Source organism: Streptomyces sp. NPDC021562, from assembly GCF_040640875.1.
Lineage (GTDB): Bacteria > Actinomycetota > Actinomycetes > Streptomycetales > Streptomycetaceae > Streptomyces.
The window spans coordinates 55795-80413 of the sequence record NZ_JBFACN010000024.1 but is presented as its reverse complement, the minus strand read 5'-3'; the positions used below and the strand labels follow the sequence as shown (position 1 = coordinate 80413).

Annotated in this window: 20 protein-coding genes; 9 read left to right on the top strand and 11 right to left on the bottom strand. The window is 72.1% G+C overall.

Translation table 11 applies throughout. The features are described 5' to 3' along the window. Positions 1 to 490: 490 nt before the first annotated feature. From AB0G52_RS31245 to AB0G52_RS31230, 4 genes are all read left to right on the top strand, one after another. Positions 491 to 1819 (top strand): ABC transporter substrate-binding protein, encoded by a 1329-nt coding sequence (locus tag AB0G52_RS31245; protein ID WP_361340879.1) that lies wholly within the window; start codon positions 491 to 493, stop codon positions 1817 to 1819. 11 nt (positions 1820 to 1830) lie between these two features. Beyond that, positions 1831 to 2769 carry a sugar ABC transporter permease gene (locus AB0G52_RS31240; protein WP_361340876.1) on the top strand — a complete coding sequence of 313 codons (939 nt, stop codon included), beginning with the start codon at positions 1831 to 1833 and terminating at the stop codon, positions 2767 to 2769. Next, entirely contained in the window at positions 2766 to 3656 is an 891-nt protein-coding gene (locus AB0G52_RS31235) for a carbohydrate ABC transporter permease (protein ID WP_361340873.1), read from the top strand. Before AB0G52_RS31240 ends, AB0G52_RS31235 begins: the two co-directional genes overlap by 4 nt. Before the next feature lie 99 nt (positions 3657 to 3755). Next, complete coding sequence (locus AB0G52_RS31230; protein WP_361340870.1) at positions 3756 to 5066, top strand: alpha-glucosidase/alpha-galactosidase; 1311 nt, start codon at positions 3756 to 3758, stop codon at positions 5064 to 5066. Between the two features lie 74 nt (positions 5067 to 5140). On the opposite strand, the gene AB0G52_RS31225 is transcribed toward AB0G52_RS31230, so the two are convergent. Then, positions 5141 to 6163: a LacI family DNA-binding transcriptional regulator gene (locus tag AB0G52_RS31225; RefSeq protein ID WP_165939449.1), complete on the bottom strand. Its 1023-nt coding sequence runs from the start codon at positions 6161 to 6163 to the stop codon at positions 5141 to 5143. A 141-nt stretch (positions 6164 to 6304) separates the two neighbouring features. Here AB0G52_RS31225 and AB0G52_RS31220 point away from each other — a divergent pair, with 141 nt between their 5' ends. Genes AB0G52_RS31220 through AB0G52_RS31205 form a run of 4 tightly spaced genes read left to right on the top strand, consistent with a single transcriptional unit; the run spans position 6305 to position 11765 of the window. Then, positions 6305 to 7606, top strand: coding sequence for an extracellular solute-binding protein (locus AB0G52_RS31220; protein ID WP_361340867.1), 1302 nt, complete (start codon positions 6305 to 6307; stop codon positions 7604 to 7606). Positions 7607 to 7613: 7 nt separating this feature from the next. Continuing rightward, positions 7614 to 8570: a sugar ABC transporter permease gene (locus AB0G52_RS31215; RefSeq protein WP_132890869.1), complete on the top strand. Its 957-nt coding sequence runs from the start codon at positions 7614 to 7616 to the stop codon at positions 8568 to 8570. After that, complete coding sequence (locus AB0G52_RS31210; protein WP_132890868.1) at positions 8567 to 9385, top strand: carbohydrate ABC transporter permease; 819 nt, start codon at positions 8567 to 8569, stop codon at positions 9383 to 9385. Before AB0G52_RS31215 ends, AB0G52_RS31210 begins: the two co-directional genes overlap by 4 nt. A gap of 7 nt (positions 9386 to 9392) precedes the next feature. Further along, positions 9393 to 11765 carry a glycoside hydrolase family 3 N-terminal domain-containing protein gene (locus AB0G52_RS31205; protein WP_361340863.1) on the top strand — a complete coding sequence of 791 codons (2373 nt, stop codon included), beginning with the start codon at positions 9393 to 9395 and terminating at the stop codon, positions 11763 to 11765. Positions 11766 to 11850: 85 nt separating this feature from the next. On the opposite strand, the gene AB0G52_RS31200 is transcribed toward AB0G52_RS31205, so the two are convergent. The 6 genes from AB0G52_RS31200 to AB0G52_RS31175 all read right to left on the bottom strand — a co-directional run bounded on the left by AB0G52_RS31200 (position 11851) and on the right by AB0G52_RS31175 (position 17675). After that, on the bottom strand, positions 11851 to 13074 hold the full coding sequence (locus AB0G52_RS31200; RefSeq protein WP_361340860.1) for a ferritin-like domain-containing protein: 1224 nt from the start codon (positions 13072 to 13074) through the stop codon (positions 11851 to 11853). Then, positions 13071 to 13925, bottom strand: a complete 855-nt coding sequence (locus AB0G52_RS31195; RefSeq protein ID WP_361340857.1) for a PhnD/SsuA/transferrin family substrate-binding protein — start codon at positions 13923 to 13925, stop codon at positions 13071 to 13073. The genes AB0G52_RS31200 and AB0G52_RS31195 overlap by 4 nt, the downstream gene beginning before the upstream one ends. Next, a complete protein-coding gene (locus AB0G52_RS31190; protein ID WP_361340854.1) occupies positions 13922 to 15097 on the bottom strand; it encodes an acyl-CoA dehydrogenase family protein in 1176 nt (391 codons plus the stop codon). The genes AB0G52_RS31195 and AB0G52_RS31190 overlap by 4 nt, the downstream gene beginning before the upstream one ends. A 163-nt stretch (positions 15098 to 15260) precedes the next feature. After that, positions 15261 to 15722, bottom strand: a complete 462-nt coding sequence (locus tag AB0G52_RS31185) for a GNAT family N-acetyltransferase (RefSeq protein ID WP_132890863.1) — start codon at positions 15720 to 15722, stop codon at positions 15261 to 15263. Further along, positions 15719 to 16933 (bottom strand): hypothetical protein, encoded by a 1215-nt coding sequence (locus AB0G52_RS31180; protein WP_361340851.1) that lies wholly within the window; start codon positions 16931 to 16933, stop codon positions 15719 to 15721. Before AB0G52_RS31180 ends, AB0G52_RS31185 begins: the two co-directional genes overlap by 4 nt. Before the next feature lie 118 nt (positions 16934 to 17051). Further along, positions 17052 to 17675, bottom strand: coding sequence for a TetR family transcriptional regulator C-terminal domain-containing protein (locus AB0G52_RS31175; protein WP_132890861.1), 624 nt, complete (start codon positions 17673 to 17675; stop codon positions 17052 to 17054). Between the two features lie 91 nt (positions 17676 to 17766). Here AB0G52_RS31175 and AB0G52_RS31170 point away from each other — a divergent pair, with 91 nt between their 5' ends. Beyond that, positions 17767 to 19101: an NAD-dependent succinate-semialdehyde dehydrogenase gene (locus AB0G52_RS31170; RefSeq protein ID WP_361340847.1), complete on the top strand. Its 1335-nt coding sequence runs from the start codon at positions 17767 to 17769 to the stop codon at positions 19099 to 19101. A gap of 159 nt (positions 19102 to 19260) precedes the next feature. Here the strand turns inward: AB0G52_RS31170 and AB0G52_RS31165 are convergent, their stop codons facing one another. From AB0G52_RS31165 to AB0G52_RS31150, 4 genes are read right to left on the bottom strand one after another with little or no spacing between them, the layout of a single operon-like run. Next, a complete protein-coding gene (locus tag AB0G52_RS31165) occupies positions 19261 to 20448 on the bottom strand; it encodes a VWA-like domain-containing protein (protein ID WP_361340844.1) in 1188 nt (395 codons plus the stop codon). A gap of 11 nt (positions 20449 to 20459) precedes the next feature. Next, positions 20460 to 21686: an AAA family ATPase gene (locus AB0G52_RS31160; protein WP_361340841.1), complete on the bottom strand. Its 1227-nt coding sequence runs from the start codon at positions 21684 to 21686 to the stop codon at positions 20460 to 20462. Then, positions 21683 to 23476 carry an ankyrin repeat domain-containing protein gene (locus AB0G52_RS31155; RefSeq protein ID WP_361340838.1) on the bottom strand — a complete coding sequence of 598 codons (1794 nt, stop codon included), beginning with the start codon at positions 23474 to 23476 and terminating at the stop codon, positions 21683 to 21685. Before AB0G52_RS31155 ends, AB0G52_RS31160 begins: the two co-directional genes overlap by 4 nt. Continuing rightward, entirely contained in the window at positions 23473 to 24606 is a 1134-nt protein-coding gene (locus AB0G52_RS31150; RefSeq protein ID WP_361340836.1) for a gala protein, read from the bottom strand. The genes AB0G52_RS31155 and AB0G52_RS31150 overlap by 4 nt, the downstream gene beginning before the upstream one ends. Between the last annotated feature and the right edge of the window lie 13 nt (positions 24607 to 24619).

Genomic DNA, 24619 nt, shown 5'->3' with positions numbered 1-24619 from the left:
GCCGCCGCAGGCCGACATCACCTGATGCTCAGTCATGCGGGTTTCCCCGGTGTTTCACGCACGTCCAATCATTGCTTTCCTCTTGACAGCTGCCCGGCACCATCGTTTAACTCCTGGTCAACGCCGCAGTCGAAGCACTCGGCGGCAGAGGTACGCCCAGCCGGTAGCTGACCACGCGCCAGGAGTCCGGACTGAGTCGCCAGGACCACGTCGGTGTCCGAGGCGGGGACGTACCCACCATGTTCTGGGGCTTGGACATGATCTGTATCCATGCGACTCCCCGCGGACGACGAGACAGCGCCCGCACCCGGCCTCCCGCCCCGCTCCGCGCCCGTCCCTGAGCACCGCCGCACGGCGTTCCGGCCGGCCGGGACCGGCCCCGCACCGGGCCCCGCCGGGACCACCCGACGTCGCCGCGGCCGGAACTCCGTACCGAGAACGCGTCCCCGACGCACCGCGCATGTCCCACAGCTCCGCACGGGAGGTATCCATGTCCGCGCTCACCCGAAGCGCACAGCCCGAACGCCGCACCGTGCTGCGCGCCGGCGCGGCCCTGGCCACCACGGCGGCCGCGGGCCTGGCGGCCTCCGGCTGCGCGGCGGGCGGCGACGACGGCGTGAGCGCCGACGGCACCGTGACGATCGAGATGTGGCACGGGCAGACCGACACGGGCAAGAAGGCGATGGAGTCGCTGGTCGCCTCGTTCATGCGCAGCCACCCCCGTATCCGGGTGGATGTGGGCGGCGGGGTGCTCGCCGACGCGATGCTCCAGAAGGTGACGGCCGCCCTCGCGGCGGGCTCCTACCCGGACATCGCCTACATCTTCGGCTCCGACCTGGCGAGCGTCGCCCGCGGCCCGCAGGTCGTCGACCTCACCGACATGGTCCGACACGCGGGCACGCCCTGGACGAACTACTGGGCGCCGGCCCGCCAGGCCGTGACCGTCAACGGCCGGGTACGCGCCGCGCCCGCCCTGCTGGACTCGCTCGCGGTGGTCTGCAACCGGAAGCTCTTCCAGGAGGCCGGCCTGCCGCTGCCCGAAGCCCACTGGCGCTGGGACGACTTCGTCGCCACCGCCAAGGCGCTCACGGACGTCGGCCGCGGCCGTTTCGGCACCGGCTGGCCCGGCGTCGGCGACGAGGACACCGTCTGGCGTCTTTGGCCCATGATCTGGGACCTCGGCGGGGACGTCGTCGCCGACGACGGCAAGCACATCGGGTTCGCCGACGCCGGGACCCGCGCCCTGGAGGTGGTCGCCGCCCTGGCCCGGGACAAGAGCGTCTACGTCGACCCGAAGCCGGGCAGCGAGCAGATGTACCAGGTCTTCCTGTCCGGCCGGATGGGCATGGCCGTCACCGGTCCCTGGCAGCTCCCCGACATCCGGCAGGCGAAGATCGACTATCACGTCGTCCCGCTGCCCACCTTCTCCGGCCGGCCGGTGACCATCAGCGGACCCGACACCTGGACGGTGTTCGACAACGGCGCTGCCCGCAGGAAGGCCGCCAAGACCTTCGTGAGCTGGCTGATGCAGCCCGCGCAGGACGTGCGCTGGGACATCGACGCGGGCAGCCTCCCGCTCAGCCGCCGCACCCGCGACCTGCCCGCCTGGCAGCACCAGGAGAACACCACCGAGGGCCTGGAGGTGTTCACCAAGGCACTGGACTCGGCCCGGGTACGGCCCGTGCACGCCGCCTACCCGCAGATCTCGCAGGCCCTCGGACAGGCCGTCGTCGCGGTGCTGCTGGGCCGGAGCAGTCCCGCCCAGGCAGTGCGCTCCTGCGCCGCCGACGCCAACGCCGCACTGCTCATACCCCGCTGAGGAGATCCGCCGTGTCCCGAGTGCCCACCCCGATCACTCTGTCCCGGCCCCCCGACAACCGGCGTACCCTGCGCCGCAGGCGGGCCGCCGAGTCCGCGACGGCCTGGACGTTCGTATCGCCCGCGGTCCTGATCATCCTCGGTCTCAGCGTGGTGCCCATCATCTGGTCGCTGCTGCTGTCCTTCCGGGCCGACGACCTCGTCACACCGAGCCGCTGGGTGGGCCTGGACAACTACCGCGCCCTCGCCCAGGACCCGCACTTCAGCCAGGCGGTGCACAACACCCTGCTCTACACCGCGCTGTACGTGCCGGCGAGCATGGTGGCGGGGCTGCTGCTCGCCCTCGCCCTGAACCGGCGCATACGCTTCGTCGGGTTCTACCGCACGTTGTTCTTCATGCCGTTCGTGGTCTCCTCCGCCGCGCAGGGCGTGCTGTTCTCGTTCATCCTGGATCCGCAGTTCGGCGCGGCCAACGCGGTACTGCACCACCTCGGCATACCGGCGCAGGGTTTCCTCAACGATCCGTCCCAGGCGCTGCTCGTGCTGGTCGCGATCAGTCTGTGGAGCGGTACCGGCTTCTGCATGGTCATCTATCTCGCGGCCCTGCAGGACGTGCCGGCCTCGCTGACCGAGGCGGCCCGGCTGGACGGCGCCGGCCGCCTCCAGATCCTGCGGCACGTCACCCTGCCCACGCTCAGGCCCGTCTCGGTGTTCCTGCTGCTGTGGCAGACCATCGAGGCCCTCCAGACGTTCGACCTCGTGTACGTCACCACCAAGGGCGGACCCCTCGGCTCCACCGCGGTGATCGTCTACTTCATCTGGGAGCAGGCGTTCAAGAACGCCACCGCAGGGTACGGCGCCGCCTCGGCCTACGTACTGGCCGCCGCCCTGGGCCTGATCGGCCTGATCTTCCAGATCGCCCGCCGCCGACTCCAGGGAGCCGCCGCATGACCGCCGTCTCCGCCCCGCCCGAGGCCGCGCAGGCCGCCCCGACCGCCCGGCCCGTGGCCGGCCGGCGACGCCCGCGGCTGCCGTTCAGCCCCTGGCACCTGCTGCTCGCGCCGATGGCCCTGCTGTTCGCGGTACCGCTGATCTGGCTGGCGCTCAGCTCGGTGATGTGCAACGCGGAGATCAACCGCTTCCCGCCGGCACTGTGGCCCTCCCGTCTGGACCTGGGCGGCTACCGCTATGTGCTCGGCAACGCGATGTTCCCGCGCTGGTTCGCCAACTCCTTCCTCGTCAGCCTCGTCACGGTCACCGCGAACCTCGTGCTCGGCACCCTGGGCGGCTACGCGTTCGCCCGGATGCGATTCGCCGGCTCCCGGCTGCTGCTGGGACTGATGCTGGCCACGATGGCGATCCCGTTCCAGCTGACGATGATTCCCACGTTCCTGGTCATGAAGCAGCTCGGCCTCATCGACACGCTCGGCGCGCTGATCGTGCCGTCCCTCGTCACGCCGTTCTCGGTGTTCCTCCTGCGGCAGTTCTTCCTCTCGCTGCCGCGCGAGCTGGAGGAGGCCGCCTGGATCGACGGCTGCTCGCGGCTGCACGTGCTGTGGCGGATCGTGCTCCCGCTGTCCCGGCCGGCCCTCACCACGGTGGCCGTCCTGACGTTCCTCAGCACCTGGAACGACCTGACCTGGCCGCTGATCGCCATCAACCACGACACCCAGTACACGCTCCAGCTCGGCCTCACGACCTTTCAGAGCCAGCACCACACACAGTGGTCCGCCGTGATGGCCGGGAACGTCATCACCGTGCTGCCGGTCCTGCTCGCCTTCCTCGGTGCGCAGAAGGCGTTCATCCAGTCGATCACCTCCACCGGTCTCAAAAGCTGATCCCGCTCGTCACCCGACCCACCACCCAGGCAGGACCACCTCACAGCCCACGCGGGACGACGTCCTCTCCCGCCCTTCCGAGACCGAGGAAACCCCGGTATGACCACCCCCAAGATCGCCTTCGTCGGCGCAGGCAGCGTCGTCTTCACCCAGGGACTGCTCGCCGACCTCCTCGCGTTCCCCGAACTGAAGTCCGCGCACGTCGCGCTGCACGACATCGACACCGATCGCCTGGCCACCGCACACGCGGCCGCCCGGCGCATCGCCGACACGCTCGGCGCCCGCCCGAACGTCACCGCGCACACCGACCGCCGCGAAGCCCTGGCCGACGCCGACTTCGTCATCAACATCGTGCAGATCGGCATGGCCGAGGCCACCCGGACCGACTTCGAGGTACCGGCCCGCCACGGCGTACGGCAGACGATCGGCGACACCCTCGGCATCGGCGGCATCTTCCGCGCCCTGCGCACGTTCCCGTTCCTGAAGGAGCTGGGGCGGGACATCGCCGAGGTCTGCCCGCAGGCCTGGCTGCTGAACTACACCAACCCCATGGCCATGAACGTGCAGTACCTGACGCAGGCCACCGGCCTGACCCGCGTGGTGGGTCTGTGCCACTCGGTGTACTGGACGATGCGCGACCTAGCGGACCTGGTCAAGGTGCCCTACGAGGAGATCAGTTACCACGCCGCGGGCGTCAACCACCAGGCGTGGGTGTTGCGCTTCGAGCACCAGGGCCGGAGCCTCTACCCGAAGCTGGACGAACTGATCGCCTCCGACGACCAGTTGCGTCGCAGGGTCCGGGTCGACATGTACCGCCGGCTCGGCTACTACCCCACGGAGACCAGCGAGCACTCCTCCGAGTACGTGCCCTGGTATCTGCACCACGACAGCGAGGTGGAGCGGCTGCGGCTGCCGATCGGCGAGTACCTCAAGATCGTCGACGAGAACGTCGCCACGTACGAGATGACCCGCGACGCGCTGACCGCCGGGACGCCGGTCGCCGTCGAGGGGACGATGGAGTACGCGCCACAGATCATCCACAGCATGGTGACCGGCACCCCGCGCACGGTGTACGGCAACGTCCCCAACCGGTCCCTGATCGACAACCTGCCCGCGCACGGGATCGTCGAGGTGCCGTGCCTGGTGGACCCGCTGGGCGTCCAGCCCACCCGCGTCGGCTCCCTGCCGCCCCAGCTCGCGGCACTCAACCGCACGTATCTGAGCGCGAACGACCTGGTGGTGCGGGCGGCCGTCGAGGACGACCCGCGGCACATCAGGCACGCGGCGATGACCGACCCCGCCACGGCTGCGGCCCTGCCGGTCGAGGACATCTGGCGGCTGTGCGACGACATGGTCAGCGCCCACGGCGACCTCCTCCAACCCGGACTGCGGGCGCTCCTGGGCTCGTGAGCGACCGCGGGCGGTGGGCCGACACCCTGTCGGCCCACCGTCCGTCCCGAGTGCCGGATGAACCGTCGGGTTCCTCACGACTCACTGGGCGGGGCCGTGCTCTGCCGTTCCACCAAGTGCGTCGCCAGCTCGATGCGCTGGGCGGCCCTGCCGGATTCCTCGGGGCCGAACAGCATGCGTGACGCCTCCTCGGCCATGCGCCGCAGAGGCTGGTGCACCGTGGTGAGCGGGGGGCTCGACCACTGCGCGAGGGGCACGTCGTCGTACCCGACCACGGACAGGTCCTCCGGTACGCGCAATCCTCTGAGGCGGGCCGCCTCCAGCACGCCGAGCGCCTGGAGATCGCTGCCCGCGAAGATCGCCGTCGGCCGGTCCGGCCCGTCCAGCAGGCTCATCGCGTGGTCGAAGCCGCCCTGCACGTGGAAGTCTCCGAACCGCACGAGCCGCGGGTCCACGTCCAGGGACGCCATCGCCATGGCGGAGCGATAACCGTCGAGGCGCGCACGTGAACACAGCATGTCCTCCGGTCCGGTGATGACCGCGATACGCCGGTGGTTCCGTGCCGTGAGATGCCGGGTGGCCGCGAGACCGCCGGCCCAGTTCGCCGAGCCCACCGACGGCACGTCGGGGTCGGGGTCGCCCGCGGGATCGACCACGGCGAAGGGGACGGCCGCCGACCTGAGCCGCTGTCTGACGTCGCGCGGAAGCGTCGAGAAGACCAGGACGACGCCCAACGGTTTTCTTCTCAGCACTCCTTCGAGCCACTCCGGCCCAGGCGCGTGCCGCGTGCCGCTCACGGTGAGGACCACGGTCGCGTGGTTCTCCCGCGCGACCTGCTCCACCCCCTTGACCAGTTCCATCGCCCAGATGCTCTCCAGCTCGTGGAACACCAGCTCAAGAAGGGCGGGCCGGGCTGGATTCCGGGGCCGGCGACGGTAGCCGTGGGCCTCCAGTGCGCGCTCGACCTTGGCCCTGGTCACGCGGGACACGTCCGAACGACCGTTGACCACCTTCGAAACTGTCGGCAGCGAAACGCCCGCAATTCTGGCCACCTCGGCCAGGGTCACCTGGCTGCCGATCTTGCCGTCCTCGCCCATGTGCGCAGGATACAGGCGGCAATACCCGTAACGGTTTGGGCGTGTGCGTGCATGACTGTTGACCGAGCCTCAGGCCTGTCCTAGTGTCCCCAGCGCATTGACTTTCGGTAATGAGGCCGAAACTTTCGAAGGGCTCCAACGATGAAGACACGCGCGCGCTTGCCCAGACTGGTCGCCTGCGGTGCGACGCTCGCCCTGGCGCTCCCGCTGGCCGCCTGCGGCAACGGCAACGGCCAGTCGTCGAGTGACGGAAAGATTCACGTTCTGGTCTACGGGGACGCCAGCAACAAGGTCGAGAGGCAGATAGTCGCCACGTTCAACAAGACGTCCGACGTCAAGGCCGTCCTCGACACCATCCCCGGCGCCGACTACCAGCAGAAGCTCCAGACGATCATCAACACCCCGCAGGCCCCGGACATCTTCTTCAACTGGGGCGGCGGCAGTATCCAGCCGTTCGTCAAGGCCGACCTGCTGCTACCGCTGGACGGTTTCATCGCGAAGAACCCGGACCTGAAGTCGAAGTTCCTGCCCTCGGTCTTCAACAGCGCGGTGGTCAACGGCAAGCCGTACGGCGTCCCGATGCGCGGCACGCAGCCCGTCCTGCTGTTCCACAACAAGAAGGTCCTCAAGGACGCGGGGGTCACGCCGCCCCAGACCTGGGACGAACTGCTCGACGCGGTCAAGAAGCTCAAGGCCCGGGGTGTCACCCCGATCGCCCTGGGCGGCGGCGACAGGTGGCCGACCCTGATGTGGTTCGAGTACCTCTACGACCGTATCGCCGGGCCGGGCCTGTTCCAGAAGGCGATCGAGGGCGACAAGTCGGCGTGGGAGAGCCCCGACAGCAAGAAGGCGCTGAGCATGCTCAGGGATCTGGTGGACGCCGGCGCCTTCGGCAAGAACTACGACTCGGTGAAGTACACCAACGGCGCGTCACCGGCACTCGTCGCCTCCGGCAAGGCCGGCTTCGAGCTCATGGGTTCGTGGTACTACGCCCAGCAGCAGACGGACGCCAAGAGCTTCGCCGAGAAGGACCTCGGCTACACGGCGTTCCCCACCGTTCCCGGCGGCAAGGGCGACCCCGCCGACGTCGTCGGAAACACCAACAACTTCTACTCGGTGCTGCGCAAGACCAAGTATCCCGACGCCGCCGCCAAGTTCCTGAAGCTCATGTACTCGGACGAGTTCGTGAAGGCCCAGCTGGCCATCGGCAACCTGCCCACGACCACGAACACCGAGTCCTTCCTGGACACTTCAGCCAACCCGGACTACTCGCACTTCCAGTACAACCTGGTCGCCAAGGCTCCGGCGTTCCAGCTGTCCTGGGACCAGGCGTATCCGCCGGCCGCCGGGACCCCGATCCAGCAGGCCGTGCAGCAGTTCTTCGACGGCCAGATAGACGCCGACGGCTTCATCAAGGCCATGCAGGCACTTCCGAGTGAATGAACGGCTCATGACTACACAGATCACGAGCACCCCGTCCGCCGCCAGGTCCCTCAAGGTGGCCCGGCGGCGGGCGGGCGGCTCGTCAACGGCCAACGTGGCGCGGCCCGGCTTCGGCTGGGCACTTCCCGCCGCCCTGTTCTTCGCTGTCTTCGCGATCGTTCCGCTGATCATGGTCGCTGTGCTGTCCTTCACGACCTGGAACGGGCTCGGGTCGCCGCAGTTCGTCGGCACGGACAACTGGTCACGTCTTCTGGACGACCCCGTGATGCTCAAGAGCATCTGGGTGACCCTGCTCCTGACCGTTCTCGGCATCCTCATCCAGACACCGCTCAGCATTCTCCTCGGCGTCTGGGCCGCCGGCTACCAGCGCAACCGCGCCGTGCTGTCCGTCATCTACTTCATCCCCCTGCTGCTGTCCGGCACCGCCGTCTCCGTCCTCTGGCGGGCGCTGCTCGACCCCAACTTCGGGATCCCCGCCGACGCCGGCTGGCTGTTCGGTGACGGGAACCTGTTCGGCAAGCAGGCCACGGCCATCGGGGTCCTGGCCTTCGTCAGCACCTGGCAGTTCACCCCCTTCCACACCCTGATCTACCAGGGTGCGGCACGGGCCGTCCCGCAGGTGCTCTACCAGGCCGCGGAGATCGACGGGGCGGGCCGCTACCGGCAGTTCTTCCACATCACGCTGCCGCAGCTGCGCAACTCGATGATCACCTCGATGATCCTGATGACCGTCGGCGGTCTGACCACCTTCGAGACCGTCCTCATCCTCACGCAGGGCGGACCCGGCACCGACACCACCATCAGCGCCTATTACATGTACGAGAAGGCCTTCAAGGAGTTCGACTTCGGCGCCGGCGCCGCCATCGCCCTCACTCTGGTCGTGGCCTCCACCGTCATCTCGCTCGTCGTCGTCCGCGTGTCGGGCTACGACAAGATGCGCAGCACCATGGAGGGCGTGTCATGAGGCGCCGTCCCAACTACGTCGCCGGTGTCGGCTCCGCCGTCTGGCTGTTCCTCGTCGGACTGCCGCTGTACGTGATGATCGCCGCGACCCTGCGCACGCGCGGCGACTACGCGTCGAACGGTCCGGTGTCGGTACCCGACACCTTCACCTTCGACAACTACCTGGGCGCGTTCGACAGCGGCTTCGGCCGGTACTTCCTCAACACCATCGCCGTCACGGCGGCCGTCGTGGGCCTGGTGCTGGTCCTGGTTCCGCCGCTCGCGTACGCCATCGTCCGCAGCCGCTCCAAGGTGACCTCACTGGTCTTCCGTCTGTTCCTGCTCGGACTCGCCATTCCGGCCCAGGCCGTCATCGTGCCGATGTTCTACCTCATCAGCAAAGCAGGCCTGTACGACAACCTGCTGGGCGTCATCCTGCCGACAGCGGCGTTCTGCCTGCCGATGTCGGCCCTGATCCTCAGCGGCACCATGCGGGACATCTCTCCCGAACTCTTCGAGGCCATGGCGGTGGACGGAGCGACTCCACGGCGCATGTTCTTCCAGCTGGTCGTACCGCTCTCGCGCGGCGGCCTCTCCACGATCACCGTGTTCTCGGCGCTCCAGGCATGGAACGGGTTCCTCTTCCCGCTGGTGCTGACCCAGTCCGACTCGACGAAGGTGATCACGCTGGGTCTTTACAACTTCCAGACCGAACACGGCATCGACATCCCCGGCCTGCTCGGGGCCGTGATGCTGTCCATGGTGCCCGTCCTGCTCGTCTACCTGTTCGCCCGTCGCGCCCTGGTCCAGGGCCTGATGGGCGTCGGAGGAAAGTGACCGCCACGTGGCTGTAGAGACCTCCCACCCGGTCCCCGTGTGGAACGACCCGTCCCGCCCCCTCGCCACCAGAGTGGCGGCCCTGATCGAGGCAATGACCCTGGAGGAGAAGACGGCGCAGCTGTACGGCGTGTGGGTCGGCGCCTCCGCCCAGGGCGACGAGGTGGCTCCCCACCAGCACGACATGGAGGAAGCGGTCGATCTCGAGGCGTTGATGCCCACCGGACTGGGTCAGCTGACCCGGCCCTTCGGCACCGCACCCGTCGACCCCGCCCTCGGGGCTCTCTCCCTGCAACGCACCCAGGCCCGCATCGTCTCGGCGAACCGCTTCGGAATCCCCGCTCTCGCGCACGAGGAATGCCTCGCCGGCTTCGCGGCCTGGGGGGCCACCGCCTACCCCGTCCCGCTGTCCTGGGGCGCCACGTTCGACCCCGGGGTGGTACGCCGTATGGCCGCGGCCATCGGTCGTGACATGCGCTCCGTCGGTATCCACCAGGGGCTCGCGCCGGTCCTCGACGTGGTGCGCGACGCCCGCTGGGGGCGCGTGGAGGAGACGATCGGCGAGGACCCGTACCTCGTGGCCACCATCGGGACGGCCTACGTACAGGGACTGGAGTCGGCGGGAATCATCGCGACCCTCAAGCACTTCGTCGGCTACTCCGCGTCCCGCGCGGGACGCAACCTCGCTCCCGCCGCGATCGGGCCCCGGGAACGCGCCGACGTCCTGCTGCCTCCGTTCGAGATGGCCGTCCGGGAGGGCGGCGCCCGCGCCGTCATGCACGCCTACAACGACAACGACGGTGTACCCGCCGCCGCCGACCGGCAGTTGCTGACCGGCCTGCTCCGTGACACCTGGGGCTTCGACGGGACGGTCGTCGCCGACTACTTCGGCATCGCCTTCCTGAAGACCCTCCACGGTGTGGCGGCGGACTGGGCCGACGCCGCGCACACCGCCCTCACGGCGGGCGTCGACGTCGAACTGCCCAGTGTCAAGACCTTCGGTGAACCACTCGTCCAGGCCGTCAAGGACGGTCGGGTCCCGGAGTCCCTCATCGACGGCGCCCTCAGCCGGGTACTCCGTCAAAAGGCCCAGCTCGGCATGTTGGACCCCGACTGGGATCCCGTGCCGGCCGCCTTGCGCGGCACCGATCCCGACGACCCGGAGGCCCTGCGCGGCAAGGTCGACCTGGATCCTCCCGCGAACCGCGAACTGGCACGTGAGGTGGCCGAGAAGGCCGTGGTGCTGCTCAGCAACAACGACGGCGTACTGCCTCTCGCCACGCCGCGCAGGATCGCGCTCGTCGGCCCCAACGCGACGGAGGCCACAGCCGTACTGGGCTGTTACTCCTTCCCCATGCACGTCGGCGTCCAGCACCCGGCCGTCCCCGTCGGCATCGACCTGCCCACCCTCCACGACGCTCTGACAGCCGAGTTCCCGGACGCGGCCATCACCGTCGCCCGCGGCACGGGCGTCGACGACGGCGACCTCTCCGGGATCGACACGGCGGTGGACGCGGCCCGCAACGCGGACGTCGTCATCGCCGTCCTGGGCGACCGCGCGGGCCTGTTCGGCCGTGGGACCAGCGGCGAGGGCTGCGACACGGAATCACTCACCCTGCCCGGCGCCCAGCAGCAGCTCCTCGACGCACTGCTCGACTCCGGTCGTCCGGTCGTCACCGTCCTCCTCGCGGGTCGGCCCTACGCTCTGGGCCGTGCGGTGGACGAATCCGCGGCGATCGTCCAGTCGTTCTTCCCGGGAGTCGAGGGCACCCGGGCGATCGCCGGCGTACTCAGCGGCCGGATCAACCCCTCCGGGCGCCTGCCCGTCAGCGTGCCCCGCAGCCCCGGAGCCCAGCCGACCACCTATCTCGGCGCCCGCCTGGCCCAGGTCAGTGACGTCTCCAACATCGACCCGACCCCGGCGTTCGGCTTCGGTCACGGCCTCAGTTACACGACCTTCACCTGGAGCGATCTCACGGTTCGAACCCAGCAGGCCTCCACCGGGGGCGAGTTCACCATCGCCTTCACCCTCCGCAACTCGGGCGAGCGGACCGGGACCGAAGTCGTTCAGCTCTACCTCCACGACCCTACGGCCTCCGTCGTCCAGCCGGTGCAGCGCCTGGTCGGCTACGACAGGGTGTCCCTCGCGCCGGGCGAAGCCCGTCGTATCGACATCACCGTTCCGGCCGACGTCGCGTCCTTCACCGGTCGCGACGGGCACCGCATCGTCGAACCGGGCGACCTGGAACTCCGCCTGGCGTCGTCGAGCACGACCGCGCACCTGACGACAACGGTCACCCTCACCGGCCCCGTCCGTACCGTGGACGGGACCCGCCGATTCCACGCCGCCTTCGCCCAGCAGGACCGCCTCGAGGAGTAGTCGGAGGCCGAGGCCGGGGCCCCGGCGGATCGCTCGGCCGGAGTCTCCGGCCGAGCGATCCGACCACGCCTGGGGTGGTGGCCGTTCACATGAAATTGCGGGTGTGCAGTGCGGAGAGGGCCGCCGCCTCGTCGTCGGGGAAGCCCAGCCGGGCCAGCCGGTGGCGACGCCCCTGGTCCATGTCGGACTGCAACCGCCGCACCGCGCGCCAGCCGCGTTCGATCGCCTGCGGGGTCCAGGAACCGGCGGCGAGCAGCACCAGGGCGTCGAACACCTCCGCGTTCAGGCCGGCGGTGTGGGTCAGGGCCTCGTGGCGGCGTTCCACGGCGGCCCGCAGCCTGCCGCGCAGTCGGGGGTCCACGGTGCTGCGGTGTTCGAGGTGGCCGAGGCCGAACGCGACGTGCCGCGCCTCGTCCTGGCGGACGAGCCCGCTGATGCGGTGCGTGACGGGGTCGGGGGCGTGACGCTCCAGGAACGCCAGCAGGTTGAGGAAGCTGCCCTCGCCGAGTACGGAGAGCAGGAAGGACGCGATGGAGAAGTCCGGCTCTGTCATCAGGGTCGCCAGCGAGGCCCGGCCGCCCACCGAGGAGGTGCCCATCGGGCCGCCCTTGAGCAGCGCCCGCCGGGTGAAGACCTCCACGTGCCGGGCCTCGTCGGCGGCCTGTACGGCGAGCAGTTGCAGCACCTCCCGGAAGTGCGGGTGCACCTGGGCCAGCAGCCGTCCGGGGATGACCAGGGCGGCCTGCTCGTTCTCCACCAGGTAGGTCATCACCTGTACGACGGCCCGCTCCACGTCGTCGGGCAGGGTGAAGGGCGTCTCCCACGGGATCGCGGTGTGCGGGTCCCATTGCGCGGCGGCCGCCTGGCGGTACAGGCGCGGCGCCAGCTCCGTCCAGACGGTGTCGCGGTCGGCGAGGGCGAAGTGCGTCTCGGGTCCGCCGGCCTCGACGAGCGCGCCGCGCGCGGCCAGGCCCCAGTGTGCCGCGGCGTGCTCGGCCACCCCGTCCGCCCCGGCCCCTCCGGCCCGTTCGGCACCGTCCCAGCGGGCCGCCATCGCGGTGCCCCGGTGCACCTGGGCGCGGACCGGGGCTTGCTCGGGGGGCGCCGCTGTGACCGTGTGGCCTTGTCGGCGGCACCAGACCGCGAGATGGGACAGCAGTTCCGGGTGCGTGCCCGACACGGCGACCGGACGGCCGGGGGCCGCCCGGTCGAGCGCCCGGCTCAGCAGCAGGTGCGCTCCCTGGTCGAAGCCGAGTCCGGCGAGGTCGAGGGGCAGCGCACTACCGGGTTGCCGGTCGTCGTGGGTCACGGCTGGTAACCGGTGGCCGTGATCCGGCCGTCCGGGTCGTAGAAGCCCGTGACGTCGATGGCCGCCTCCAGTTGGGCGAAGCCGCTCTGGCGAGCCGGGACCCAGCGGGTGAGGCCTTCCAGGTCGAGCAGGTGGCGCACCTGGGGGTCGGCGTAGGACATCGACAGCAGCAGCGCGGTGAGGTGGTCGGCCCGCTCCGCGGCGAGTGCGGGCCCGGCGGCGAGCACGCAGTGGTCGTAGGGGGCCGTGCGGGTGAGTACCCGTGTGCTGTCCGGGGGCAGGGTTCCGTCCTGGCTGAAGGCGAGGTGGTTGGCGTCGATCATGCAGGCCGCCGCGGCCCGGCCGGCCAGCAGGGCGCGGGCGGCGTCCCGTTCGCCGCCGATGTGGTCTCCGTGCAGTCCGACGCCGCTGTCGTGGCGTTCGACGCGCAGGCCGGTGTCCGTGTCGATGCCCAGTTCCCGCAGGTGGTGCAGGGGGATCAGGGTGGCCTGCGGCGAGTCCGGCGCGCCCACCGCGACGGTGCGGCCCTTGAGGTCGGCGACCGCGGCGAGGGGTGCGTCGGTCCGGACCACGACCACCGAGGTGAGGTCCTGGTCGGTGTCGCGCATGACGAGCGGCCGGACGTCGGCGCCCGCCGCCCGGGCCAGCCGCCGGGTGCGCAGCCAGGCCAGCGGTGACTGCCAGGCCACGTCGATGCGGCCGCGCACCAGGTCCTCGGTCTGCCGTTCGTAGTGGGCGTAGAGCACGAAGTCGAAGGGGAGTCGCTGCTGCCGCAGCCAGGTCCGGAAGCCGGACCAGATCGTCACCACTTTGGGGTCGTAGGCGACGGCCCCCAGGACCAGCGGGTTCATCGTGCCTCCTCGAACAGGGGCAGGCCGAGTCCGGCCCGTCCGCAGAAGTCGTGGAGCGCCTCGGTGGTCGGTGCCATCACGCGGGCCGCCAGAGCGTCCCGGAAGCGGCGTTCCACCCCCCAGTCGCGGCGGAACGCGCTGCCTCCGCACAGCCGCATGACGGTGTCCGCCACCTCTGCGGTGGTCTCCGCAGCCAGCGCCTTCACCTGGAGCACCCGCAGCGTCGCGTCGCGACGGCCGGTGTCGAGCGCGGCGAGGGTGTCGTCCAGGAAGGCGCGGACGGCGTCGGCGCGCAGCCGCGTCAGGGCGTACTCCCTGCGGGCGTGCGGCTGCTCGGCCAGGCTCTGCCCCAGATGCTCCAGTCGGGTGGTACGCAGGTGGTCGGCGGCCAGCGCGAGAAGCGCCTCGCTCACGCCGAGGCAGAAGGCGGCGTTCAGGACGAGGAAGCGGGGCAGCACCAGTTCCAGGGCGGTGGACAGGCCCTCGCCGTCCGCGGCCAGCCGGGCGGTGACGGGGATCCGCACGTCCTTGGCACCGACGGGACTGGAGGCGTTGCCGCGCAGCCCGAACCCGTCGTAGTCGCCGTGCACGTCCAGGCCCGGGCTGTCGCTCGGCACCAGCCACAGGGTCATGGGGCCGGCGGCCCGAAGGGGCCGGCTCGACCACACGTAGCTGTCCGCCTCACCTGCCGAAGTGACCCAGGATTTACGGGCGTTCAGAAGTACCTCGTCGGTACCGTCCGCGACGGCGGTGCTGACGGGGGCCCAGAAGTCGCTGCGCGAGCCCTGCTCCGAGAAGGCCAGGGTGCTCAGATGGCGTCCTTCGGCGACCGCCCGCCGCACGGTGTCCGGGCCGTGCGCCTCGATGGCGGCCACGGCCGCGTAGTGCATCAGCAGCACCATGGCGGTCGACCCGCAGGCGCCGGCCAGCCGCTCGACGACCCCGGCGGCCTGCCGCAGGTCCGCGTCCGCCCCGCCGAACTCCGTCGCGCTGAGCAGCCCCAGCCCGCCCGCGGCAGCGAGGGCCCGCATCCCCTCCCGGGGGAAGGCCCCCTCCCGGTCGACCTGTTGGGCCAGCGGTGCGACGACGTCGTGGATCACCGCGTCCAGCGCCTGCACGGTGTCCGGTGCCTGGGCGGAGCGGGCCGGCTGCGGCATGGTGGCCTCTTTCATGATCGGTGCGTGGTGCCACCTTCGCACCCGAGGGTCCGTTTCCCACCGAAACGCACCGATCCGGACAGAAAAGCGGACGCCTGCACGGCGGAGCGCAGACCGTCCGTGGGTTCCCGCCCGGGGCACTGTCACACCCGTCCGCCGGAAAGACCCGAGGGCGGGGTCAGCCCGGGATGCCGCGGAGGTACTGGGTGAGCGTCCGGCCGGGAATCGACCCGGAGGGGACACGACGGACCGGGACGCCACCCATGGCCTCGTAGAAGGGTTCTGCGTTCGGGTCCGCGTCGATGGTGAATTGGGTGAAGCCCAGGGCCGCGGCGGTCTCGACGACATGCGTGAACAGTCGGCGGCCGACACCCTCGCCGATCGCCCGCGGATCGACGAACATCATGCCCAGCACGCCCTGGGGTGGCTCGCCCTCCAGGGTCGTGAACCCCACGACCCTGCCGTCCCTCTCCGCCACGGCCGTCCGCCGTCCGGCCAGTTCCGCGTCCGTGAGCGTGAGTTCCGCGCGGCACGCAGCGAGGAACTCGGTGTCGTAACCCCAGTGCGCCTTGGAGCGCAGCGCCAGGTCGGACAAGAACCCCGCTTCCCCCGGTCGGGCGGCCCGGATCGAGACGGTCACGCGGAACCTCCCGGGCGACGGCTGTCCCCTGCCGCCGGGTGCGGCGTCCAGACGGTCGCGTGGAGAGGGCCGTTGGACGCTGCCGGGTCCGTGGGTGGAAGTGCCGCGCTGCCTGCCACGACGCCGCGCCGGTCGACCTGTGCGGCAGCGGAGTCGAGGCCGCCGAGGGAGGGGAGGTAGGTGAAGGCGCCGTTGTCGGCGCGGGCGACGAAGGCGAAGGAGTTGGGAGCGAAGTTGTCACCGGCGATGAAGTTCCCGTTGATGTGCCTGGCCTCGGTGACGCCGCGCCCGGAGCCGATGGTGGCGGTCGTACGGGTGGTGAGGTCGTAGGTGCTGCAGAGCAGACTGTCACCGCCGACGACCGTGTTCCCGCTGACCAGCTGTCCGGTCAGGAAGTGGAACCCCAGGTCGGTGCGGACACCGGTGCGCAGGTCGTAGGCGTACCCGGAGAGGCTGTTGCCGGACGTGCGGGACTGGCCGACCACGGTGGGGCCGCTGACGTCGTCGGCCGTGCTGGAGCTTCCGCCGAGGGTGCCGAGATCGGTCATCGTCCGGGTGCGCAGGCTGTAGGCGTACCCGTGCGTGGTGGCCGGTGCGTTCGGCAGGGAGGAGCTGCCCACGACGGTCGTACCGCTGACGGCCGCCGCGGTACTGGTGCCCGAGGGTCCGGCGAGGCTGCCCAGATCGGTCATGGTCCCGGTGCGCAGGCTGTACGCGAAGGCGTGGGTGACCGCGTCCCCGGAGAGGGACGAGTCACCCACCACGGTGTCGCCGTCGAGACCGGTGATGTGGGTGCTGCTGCCGCCGAGCGTGCCGATGTCGACGAGGCGGCGGGTGCGGAGGTCGTAGACGAAGCCATGGGTCGGGCCGCCGGCGGGGAGGTCCGACTCCCCGACGACGTGGTCTCCCGCCACGCCGGTCGCCCTGCTGGAGTCCCCGAGCGTGCCCAGGTCGGTCATGGTGTGCCGGCGCAGGTCGTAGGCGAAGGCGTGCTCGGTGGCGTCGCCGCTCGTCAGTGAGCTGCCGACGACCGTGCCGCCGTCGATGGCGGTCGCCTCGCTGCGGGTGCCGCCCAGGGTACCCAGGTCCCGTACCGCGTACTGCAGGGACGGCGTCCCCGGCGCGGTCGGCGGCGCGTCGGCACCGTGGGCCGGGCCGGCGGCCGCGGCGAGCAGGCCCGCGCCCGCCAGCAGCCAGGCACGTGAACGCATGCGCATGATCCCCCCTGAAGTGGTCGGTCGCGACGAGCACGGTCCCCACTTGTACCTCAGTTCCGACCGGCCCCACAGTGGGCGGTCGGCCACGAACGGGACACCCGTGACGCCGGCCTCAGCCGGTGAGCAACGCACCCTGCCGCAAGCCGAGTTCGGCCTCGGCGACGGTGCGTGGCATGTCCGCGGTGGGTGTCCTGCGGTGCTCGGCGGTGGTGTTGACGTACGCGCTGGCGCCGTCGATGGCGACGAGCACGCGGGTGGCGGCGCCCCAGGGATCCGCGCAGGTGAAGACCCCGGCCGCCGCCCCCGCCACGATGAGCTCCTCCAGGCGCCGGCACCACAGCAGCTCCTGCTTCACGACGTGCTCGCGCAGCGCCGGACGGTAGCGCGAGAGGTGCCGCGCGTTCAGCCAGAGTTTGCTGACGTCGTGGAACTCGGCGCTCGACGTGAGCCCGAAGAACCTCCGGAAGGTGTCCAGGGGGGCGTCCGGCCCCGGCGGCAGCAGACCGTCGAGTTCCGCCATGGTGGCGTGGGTGAACGCCTCGGCCACCAGTTCGTCCGCGGCCGGGAAGTAGTGGCCGACGAGTCCGGGCCGGACCCCCAGGTCGTCGGCGACCCGGCGCAGCGTGATGCACTCCAGGCCCTCGACGAGGCCGATCCGCGCCGCCGTGGCGACGATTTCCCGACGGCGCTCGGCGGGTGCCTTGCGGACGCGCTTGCCCGGGGCTCTTGACGTCATGCGGTGGATGTTATTGAGTGGGCGACCAATAAGGCAATTGGTTGCGTGCCCAATAAGCGTCCCGCACATCCCCGCCGCATCTGGAGACACCATGTACGCCGTCACCGACCCGACCACCGGCGAGGTCGTCGAGACCTACCCGACCGCCACCGACGCCGAGGTCGCCGCGGCCGTCGACGCCGCCCACGCCGCCGGCGCGTGGGGCCGGTCCACCTCCGTGGCCGAGCGCGCCGCGCTGCTGCGCCGCCTCGGCGACCTGCACGCCGAGCACGCCGCGGAACTCGCGGCGAGCATCGTGCGGGAGATGGGCAAGCCGGTCGCCGAGGCGGAGGGCGAGATCGGCTTCTGCGTCGACATCTACCACTACTACGCCGACCACGCCGAGGAGTTCCTGGCCGACGAGCCGCTCCACGTCACCTCCGGCCCGGGCACCGCGGTCGTACGGCGCGGTCCGGTGGGGGTGCTGCTCGGCATCATGCCGTGGAACTTCCCGGCCTACCAGGTCGCCCGGTTCGCGGCCCCCAATCTGGCCGTCGGCAACACCATCGTCCTCAAGCACGCCCCGCAGTGTCCCGGTACGGCGGCGCTGCTGGAGCGGCTGTTCACCGAGGCGGGCTTCCCGGCGGGCGCGTACGTCAACGTGTACGCCACCAACGAGCAGGTCGCCGACGTGATCGCCGACCCCCGGGTGCACGGCGTGTCGCTCACCGGCTCCGAGCGGGCCGGGGCCGCGGTCGCCGAGATCGCCGGACGGCACCTGAAGAAGGTCGTCCTGGAGCTCGGCGGCTCGGACCCGTTCGTGGTGCTGTCCACGGACGACCTGGACGCCGTCGTCGAGGCCGCGGTGGCCGCCCGGCTCGACAACACCGGCCAGGCGTGCAACGCCGCCAAGCGGTTCGTGGTCGTGGCGGAGCTGTACGACGCGTTCGTCGAGAAGTTCACGGCCCGGCTGCTGGAGTCCGCCACCGGTGCGCCGCTGTCCTCGGCGGCCGCCGCCGAGACCCTCGCCCGGCAGGTCGGTGAGGCCGTGGCGCAGGGCGCCACCCTGCACGGCTCCGGCGAGCGGCGGGGCGCCTTCTTCCCGGCGGGTGTGCTCACCGGGCTGACCACCGAGCACGCGGCGGCCCGCCAGGAGCTGTTCGGACCGGTCGCGATGGTCTTCCCGGCCGCCGACGAGGACGACGCGGTACGCATCGCCAACGACACTCCGTACGGCCTCGGTTCCTACGTCTTCACCACCGACCCGGAGCAGGCCGCGCGGGTCGCCGACCGCATCGAGGCGGGCATGGTCTTCGTGAACGGTGTCGGAGCCGAGGGGGCCGAGCTGCCCTTCGGCGGGGTGAAGCGCTCCGGCTTCGGCCGGGAACTCGGCCGTCTCGGCATCGAGGAGTTCACCAACAAGAAGCTGATCCGCACGGTGGCCTGACCACCCCGGCGGGACTCCGGGACCCGGGCCGCACCGCTACGACCGTCCCGGGCGCCCGCCAACTCCGGAGGACGCGCGGCCGTGGCCCGGAACGTCGTCGCCGACACCCCGGGCCGGCGCCGGTCCGGGGACTTCTGAGCCCCGTGCCGCGCACGTGGGTCAGCCCGGGACGCGGATCGTCTCCACCCAGTTCGGTGGCTCGGGGGCGTCGGTGCCGATCAGGGCCGCGATGATGCGGCAGGGCGGGGTGTCGTCGGGCCAGGGGGTGTGTCCGTCGGTCAGCACGACGACGATGCCCGGGCGGTCCGGGGCCGCCAGCGCCGCCTCGATGCCGACCCGCATGTCGGTGCCGCCCCCGCCGCCCAGCGTGATCTGCTCCGTCGCCGTCACCCGGGAGACGGCGTGCACGTCGGCGTCGCAGGCGAGCACGCTGACGCGGTTGCCGCGGATGCCCACCTCGCGCAGGACGCCCGTCACCTCCGCGAGGGCGGCGCCCAGTTCGGCCTCCCCCATCGAACCGGAGGTGTCGACGACGACGGCCACCCGGGGCAGCGGCCGGCGCAGGCTGGGCAGGACCACGCCGCCCAGCGCCGGGGTCCGGCGGGAAGGACGGCGGTAGGTGTAGTCGACCGCCCCGGCGGCCCAGGCGGCGGCCTCCCGGACCGCGCCGGTCAGCGCCCGCCGCCAGTCCACGGTGGGTTCCAGGATCTCCTCCGCCCACCGCTGCCAGCCCGCGGGCAGGGTGCCGCGGCTGCGCCGGTGGGCGCGCATCGCCTCGGCGGTCGTCCGGCGCAGGGCCTGCGCCTCGACCTCGCCGAGCCGGGCGGGACCGGCGGAGTCGGGGAGCTCCCAGGGCACGGGCCGGCTGTGGGCGCCCGACCCGCAGTCCGGGGTGCGCACGTGCGCGGGCAGCGCGTCGACGTATGCCTCGAACAACTGGCCCTCGGGGAGGCCGAAGAGGCGCGGCTCCATGCGTCCGCCGGGCAGCCGCAGGCCGTCGGCGAGCAGGTCGTCGTTGATCTCGCAGTCCTGCGCGACGTTGACGCGGTGCGGGTCGCGCTGGGTCGCGGCCGGCAGCCGGTCGGCCCGGCCGTGGTGATCGCGCAGCAGGTGGGCCGCCTCGTGCACCCAGACGCCCGCGAGTTCAGGCACCGGGGTCGCGTCGACGAACACGGGCGACACGTAGCAGCGCCAGTGGCGGTCCACGCCCATCGTCGGCACGTCCCCGCTCGGGACGACGGTCAGCGCGTACAGCGCGGACGCCAGGTAGGGCCGGTCGCTGGCCGCCCGGTAGCGGGCGGCGAGCAGTTTGGTCATGTCGAGGGCGGCACGGGCGTCCGCCGGCATCCCCGTGCGCCTCACCGGCCGGCGCCGGGCAGCGCTCCGGACATCTGCAGCAGGTCCAGGAACGCGTCGATGCCCGGCGGGACGGGCCAGTCGAGGTGCCGCATCATCGCGAGGTCGGTGGCGGCGCGGGCCGCCACGTCCGGCACCCCGGCGTCCACGGCCTTCGCCAGTACCGCCCAGCCCGCTTCCCAGCGGGGCCGGGTGAGGTCGCCCTGGACGGCGGCGACCACGGCGATGAGGAACGCGAGCTGCCGGTCGCCGCGGTCGGGCAGGGCGAAGGCGTCCGGGTCGGCGAGGACCCGGTCGGGGTCGGGCAGGTCGAGGTGTTCGAGATAGGACAGCAGCTCGATGCCGGCGCCGTCCCCTACGGCGCCGGTGAGCGCGGCGGCCAGCGCCTCGCGGCCGACGCCGGCCGCGTAGCCGGTGGCGAGCAGTCTGAGGGCCATCTCCCAGGTCCGTGGGGACGGCCAGGACCTGCCCCGGCTCTCGGCGTCGCCGGGGATGTTGTGGACCAGGCCGGGCCGGGCGGTGAGGAAGCCGGAGACGGCGCCCCGGGCCCGTGCCACCGCACCGGGCACCCGGCCGGCGTCGACGACGGGCACGGTCACCTCCGGCCAGGTGCCTGCCATGCCGCGGGCGACCGTGCGGGGGTCGTGGGTCCATTCGAGGTGGACGAACCGGTTGGCGAGCGGCGGGCTGAGGTGCCAGCCGTCCGCCGCGCTGGAGGGCGGGTTGGCGGCGGCGACGATGCGCACCGCGTCCGGCAGGACCAGGCTGCCGACGCGCCGTTCGAGCACCACGCGCAGCAGGGCCGCCTGGACGGCCGGCGGTGCGGAGGAGAGTTCGTCGAAGAAGAGCAGGCCCTGTCCGGCCCGGGCGAGGCGGACGGCCCAGTCCGGCGGTGCCATCGGCACGCCGGTGACGGCGGGGTCGTCGCCGACGATCGGCAGCCCGGCGAAGTCGGACGGCTCGTGCACGCTGGCGATGACGGTCTCCAGCGCCAGGCCGAGTCCGGAGGCGAGCTGCTCCAGGGCCGCCGACTTGCCGATGCCCGGTTCGCCCCAGAGCAGGACCGGCTGGTTGGCCGTCACGGCGAGGGCGAGGGCCTCCAGTTGCGGGTTCGCGGCGGGCTCGGTCCGTCGCGTGCGCAGCCTGCGGTTGAGGTCGTCGGCGGCCGCCAGCGGACCGACGGGGCCGGCGGAGACAGTGGGAGCGGGGGCGCCGCGGTCGGTGCTCACAGGACCGGCTCTTCCTCGTCGTCGGGGTCTTCCGAGTCGTACTGCTCCTGCTCGTCCAGCCACTCGTCCCACCAGTCGGCGCCGACGCCCGGGTGCTCGGCCTGCACGCGGTCGCGGAGGAAGGCGAGGTCGGGCCGCTTGTAGCGGCGGACGAGCTGGGCGAGGGACACCTCGGACTCGTCGGTCACGTCGAGCCGCGCCCCGGCGGCGACGAGGGCCTCCACCAGCGCCTTCGAACCGAGGTCGTTGACCGCCGTGAACAGCGGTGTGCGCTCGCGCCGGTCACGGGCCTCCAGGTCCACTCCGGCGGCCAGCAGCCGGGGCAGCAGCTCCTCGTGGTCCAGGAGGTTCAGCACGTGCAGCAGGGTGCGGCCGCCGGCGTCCCGGACCCGGGCGTCGACACCCGCGTCCAGGAGTGCCAGGACCCCGGGGGTGTCGCCGTGCTGGGCGCGCAGGAACAGTTCGTTGCGCTGCGCCCTGAGGGCTTTGGGCAGCCGGCCCTTCCCCGACGTCCAGGTCTGTTCCACGGCGAAGCATCCGGCGACGGTTCCGCCGAAGGCGCGCAGGGCCTGTTCCCGCTGCCGTTCGTCGTCGCTGTGCGGCATGCTCAGCGGGCCGCCGGGCCGGAAGCCGACCTCGTGCCAGGCACCGCGGCACCTCACCCGCACGGGTGCGGGGGCCGTCGGCGCGGGTGGGCCGCCCTGGCCCGGCGGGACGTGCAGAGCGGGGAACAACGCCTCGCGGACGAGCGGATGGAGGTGTTCGGGGGTGATCTCCCCGTCCCGCAGGAGATCGAGGTCGGGGAGCCGGCGCCAGCGGGCCTCGGCGAGGAAGGGCAGGCCCTTGGCCTGCTCCCGGTCGACGGTGCGGACCAGCAGCCCGCCGCCGTCGACGGGCTCCAGCAGGAGGTACGTCCGCCAGTGCGCGGCGATGAGGAACCGGCCGCCGGCGCCCGCGGACCGCTGCCGTCGTACCTCGGGCTCCAGGCGGGCGTGGTTCAGCGCGAGCCCCCTCAGCAGCTGTTCCGGGTCGGCCTGGTACCAGCCCGGCTTCTCGGGAGGCGTCAGGTCCAGCCGGATGCCGGCCGCGGCGAAGGCGGCCGGCGACCCGTCCCTGAGGTGCGTCAGCGTGGTCCATTCGGTTCGCGCCGCCAGGTCGTCCTGGCCGGGCCCGGCCGTCGGCAGGTCGTCCGGGCCGAGTGCGGTGCCGTCGGCCCGGAAGAACGGCGACCGGTCCCGGCCGCCGCCGCACCGCTCGCGCAGTTCGGCGGTGTGCCGTGCGTCCCAGAGGTGCCGGGCCGGGCGCCAGTCCTCGGTGGCGGGTCCGAAGACGCCCGCGGCCTGTTCGTCCCCGACGGTCCGGAACCGCAGCGCGATCCGCTGCGGTCCGTCCGCCATGGGTCCGGTGGTGATGTGCAGGTACGGCGTGGCCCGCGGGCCCTCGTGCGGGGTGATCGGCCGGTAGCGCGCGAGGACGACCGTCCGGCCCGCGGCGAGCGTGGTCCGCCCGCCCAGGTGCCGCGGCAGGTGCCAGCGCAGCAGGTCGGGGGCGAGGTGTCGGAGGTCGTCCGTGAGGGCGGCGACGACGTCGTCACCGCAGTGCTCGGCGATCTCCGACAGGTCGAAGGCCACGTCCACGTTCGCCGCCGCGCAGGCGCCGCGCCAGTCACCGGCCAGCCGCCGCTCGGTGGCGCGCTCGATCATCCAGCCGGGCACGGCGTACCGGCGCACCCGGCGCCTGCCGGACGCCTCGTCCGGCGGCAGGCAGCGGAGTTCGCCCGGGGCGCTCACCGGTAGACACTTCCTATCGCGCGCAGGTCCGGATGGGCCGGGCCGAGGGGCCGCAGCCGCTGGGTGAAGGACCGCTTGACCCTGCGGGGCAGCCCGGGACCGAGGCCGACGTACTCCAGGGGCGAGCCGTCGGGCACCGCGGCCAGCAGCGTCTTGGCGCCCCTGCCGGTCAGGCCGGTGTGGCACAGCTCGAGTCGGCGCAGCGGGCTGCCCGGCAGGGCGGCGGCCAGCGCGTGGGCGCCCTCGTCGCCGGTGGTGTTGGCGGGGGCGCCGAGGCTGCGTTCGGACAGGGGCCGCCCGAGGTCGAGCGTCTCGATACCGGCCAGCGAGCCGGCGAGGGCGCGCGCACCGGCCGGGCCGATGCCGTTGCCGCCGAGGCCGAGGCGTACCGGGCGCCCGGGGTCGGCCGCGGCGGCGAGGATCGCGGCGCCCGCGTCGCCGAGGTGGTTGGCGGGGAGGTACAGCTCGCGGACGCCGGCCTCGCGGATCAGCGCCGCCAGCAGCGGGGCGGCTTCGGCGGTCAGCCCGTTGCCGCCGAGGAAGAGGCGCTCGACGGGGGTGCGCCGGCCGGTGAGGGCGGCGAGCAGGGCGCGCAGGCCGTCGGGGGTCACGCCGGTGTTGACCAGGTCGAGGGTGCGCAGCGCGGTGTTGCGGCGGAGCATCGCGGCGAGCGCGCGGGCGGCCTCGTCACCCACCGGGTTGCGCTTGAGCCAGAGGGCGCGGACGGTGCCGTCGGTCGTGAGGGCGTCGGCGAGCGCGGCGGCGCCCTGCGGGCCGATGCGGTTGCAGCCGAGGTAGAGGGTGCGCAGGCCGTGGCCGTCGGTGAGCGCGTCGGCGACCGTGCGGGCTCCCTCGTTCCCGATGGCGTTGGTGCCGAGCAGGACGTGCGCGGCGTGCGGGGAGGCCGCGGCGACGGGCATCAGGCGGGCGGCGCCGATCGCGCCGAGGCCCTGCTTGCAGAGGTCGATCCGCCCGTCCGCGCGGACGGTGCCGAGCGGGAAGGTCTCGTCGGTCTCCAACGGCCGTGCGGAGCGCAGGCGGTCGAGCAGCGGTTCCAGAACGGCGGGGTCGCTGACCGGGATGTCCGGGTGCTCGATCGCGGGGCAGCGTACGGGTGTCGGCTGCGTCATCACCACTCCACCG

What these genes read in the sequence shown, in the direction of transcription:
- AB0G52_RS31195 (WP_361340857.1), bottom strand. Translation starts at nt 13,925, where the DNA reads ATGAACCCGCTGGTCCTGGGGGCCGTCGCCTACGACCCCAAAGTGGTG.
- AB0G52_RS31150 (WP_361340836.1), bottom strand. Translation starts at nt 24,606, where the DNA reads ATGACGCAGCCGACACCCGTACGCTGCCCCGCGATCGAGCACCCGGAC.
- AB0G52_RS31220 (WP_361340867.1), top strand. Translation starts at nt 6,305, where the DNA reads ATGAAGACACGCGCGCGCTTGCCCAGACTGGTCGCCTGCGGTGCGACG.
- AB0G52_RS31215 (WP_132890869.1), top strand. Translation starts at nt 7,614, where the DNA reads ATGACTACACAGATCACGAGCACCCCGTCCGCCGCCAGGTCCCTCAAG.
- AB0G52_RS31190 (WP_361340854.1), bottom strand. Translation starts at nt 15,097, where the DNA reads ATGAAAGAGGCCACCATGCCGCAGCCGGCCCGCTCCGCCCAGGCACCG.
- AB0G52_RS31225 (WP_165939449.1), bottom strand. Translation starts at nt 6,163, where the DNA reads ATGGGCGAGGACGGCAAGATCGGCAGCCAGGTGACCCTGGCCGAGGTG.
- AB0G52_RS31245 (WP_361340879.1), top strand. Translation starts at nt 491, where the DNA reads ATGTCCGCGCTCACCCGAAGCGCACAGCCCGAACGCCGCACCGTGCTG.
- AB0G52_RS31235 (WP_361340873.1), top strand. Translation starts at nt 2,766, where the DNA reads ATGACCGCCGTCTCCGCCCCGCCCGAGGCCGCGCAGGCCGCCCCGACC.
- AB0G52_RS31170 (WP_361340847.1), top strand. Translation starts at nt 17,767, where the DNA reads ATGTACGCCGTCACCGACCCGACCACCGGCGAGGTCGTCGAGACCTAC.
- AB0G52_RS31165 (WP_361340844.1), bottom strand. Translation starts at nt 20,448, where the DNA reads ATGCCGGCGGACGCCCGTGCCGCCCTCGACATGACCAAACTGCTCGCC.
- AB0G52_RS31230 (WP_361340870.1), top strand. Translation starts at nt 3,756, where the DNA reads ATGACCACCCCCAAGATCGCCTTCGTCGGCGCAGGCAGCGTCGTCTTC.
- AB0G52_RS31210 (WP_132890868.1), top strand. Translation starts at nt 8,567, where the DNA reads ATGAGGCGCCGTCCCAACTACGTCGCCGGTGTCGGCTCCGCCGTCTGG.
- AB0G52_RS31175 (WP_132890861.1), bottom strand. Translation starts at nt 17,675, where the DNA reads ATGACGTCAAGAGCCCCGGGCAAGCGCGTCCGCAAGGCACCCGCCGAG.
- AB0G52_RS31180 (WP_361340851.1), bottom strand. Translation starts at nt 16,933, where the DNA reads ATGCGTTCACGTGCCTGGCTGCTGGCGGGCGCGGGCCTGCTCGCCGCG.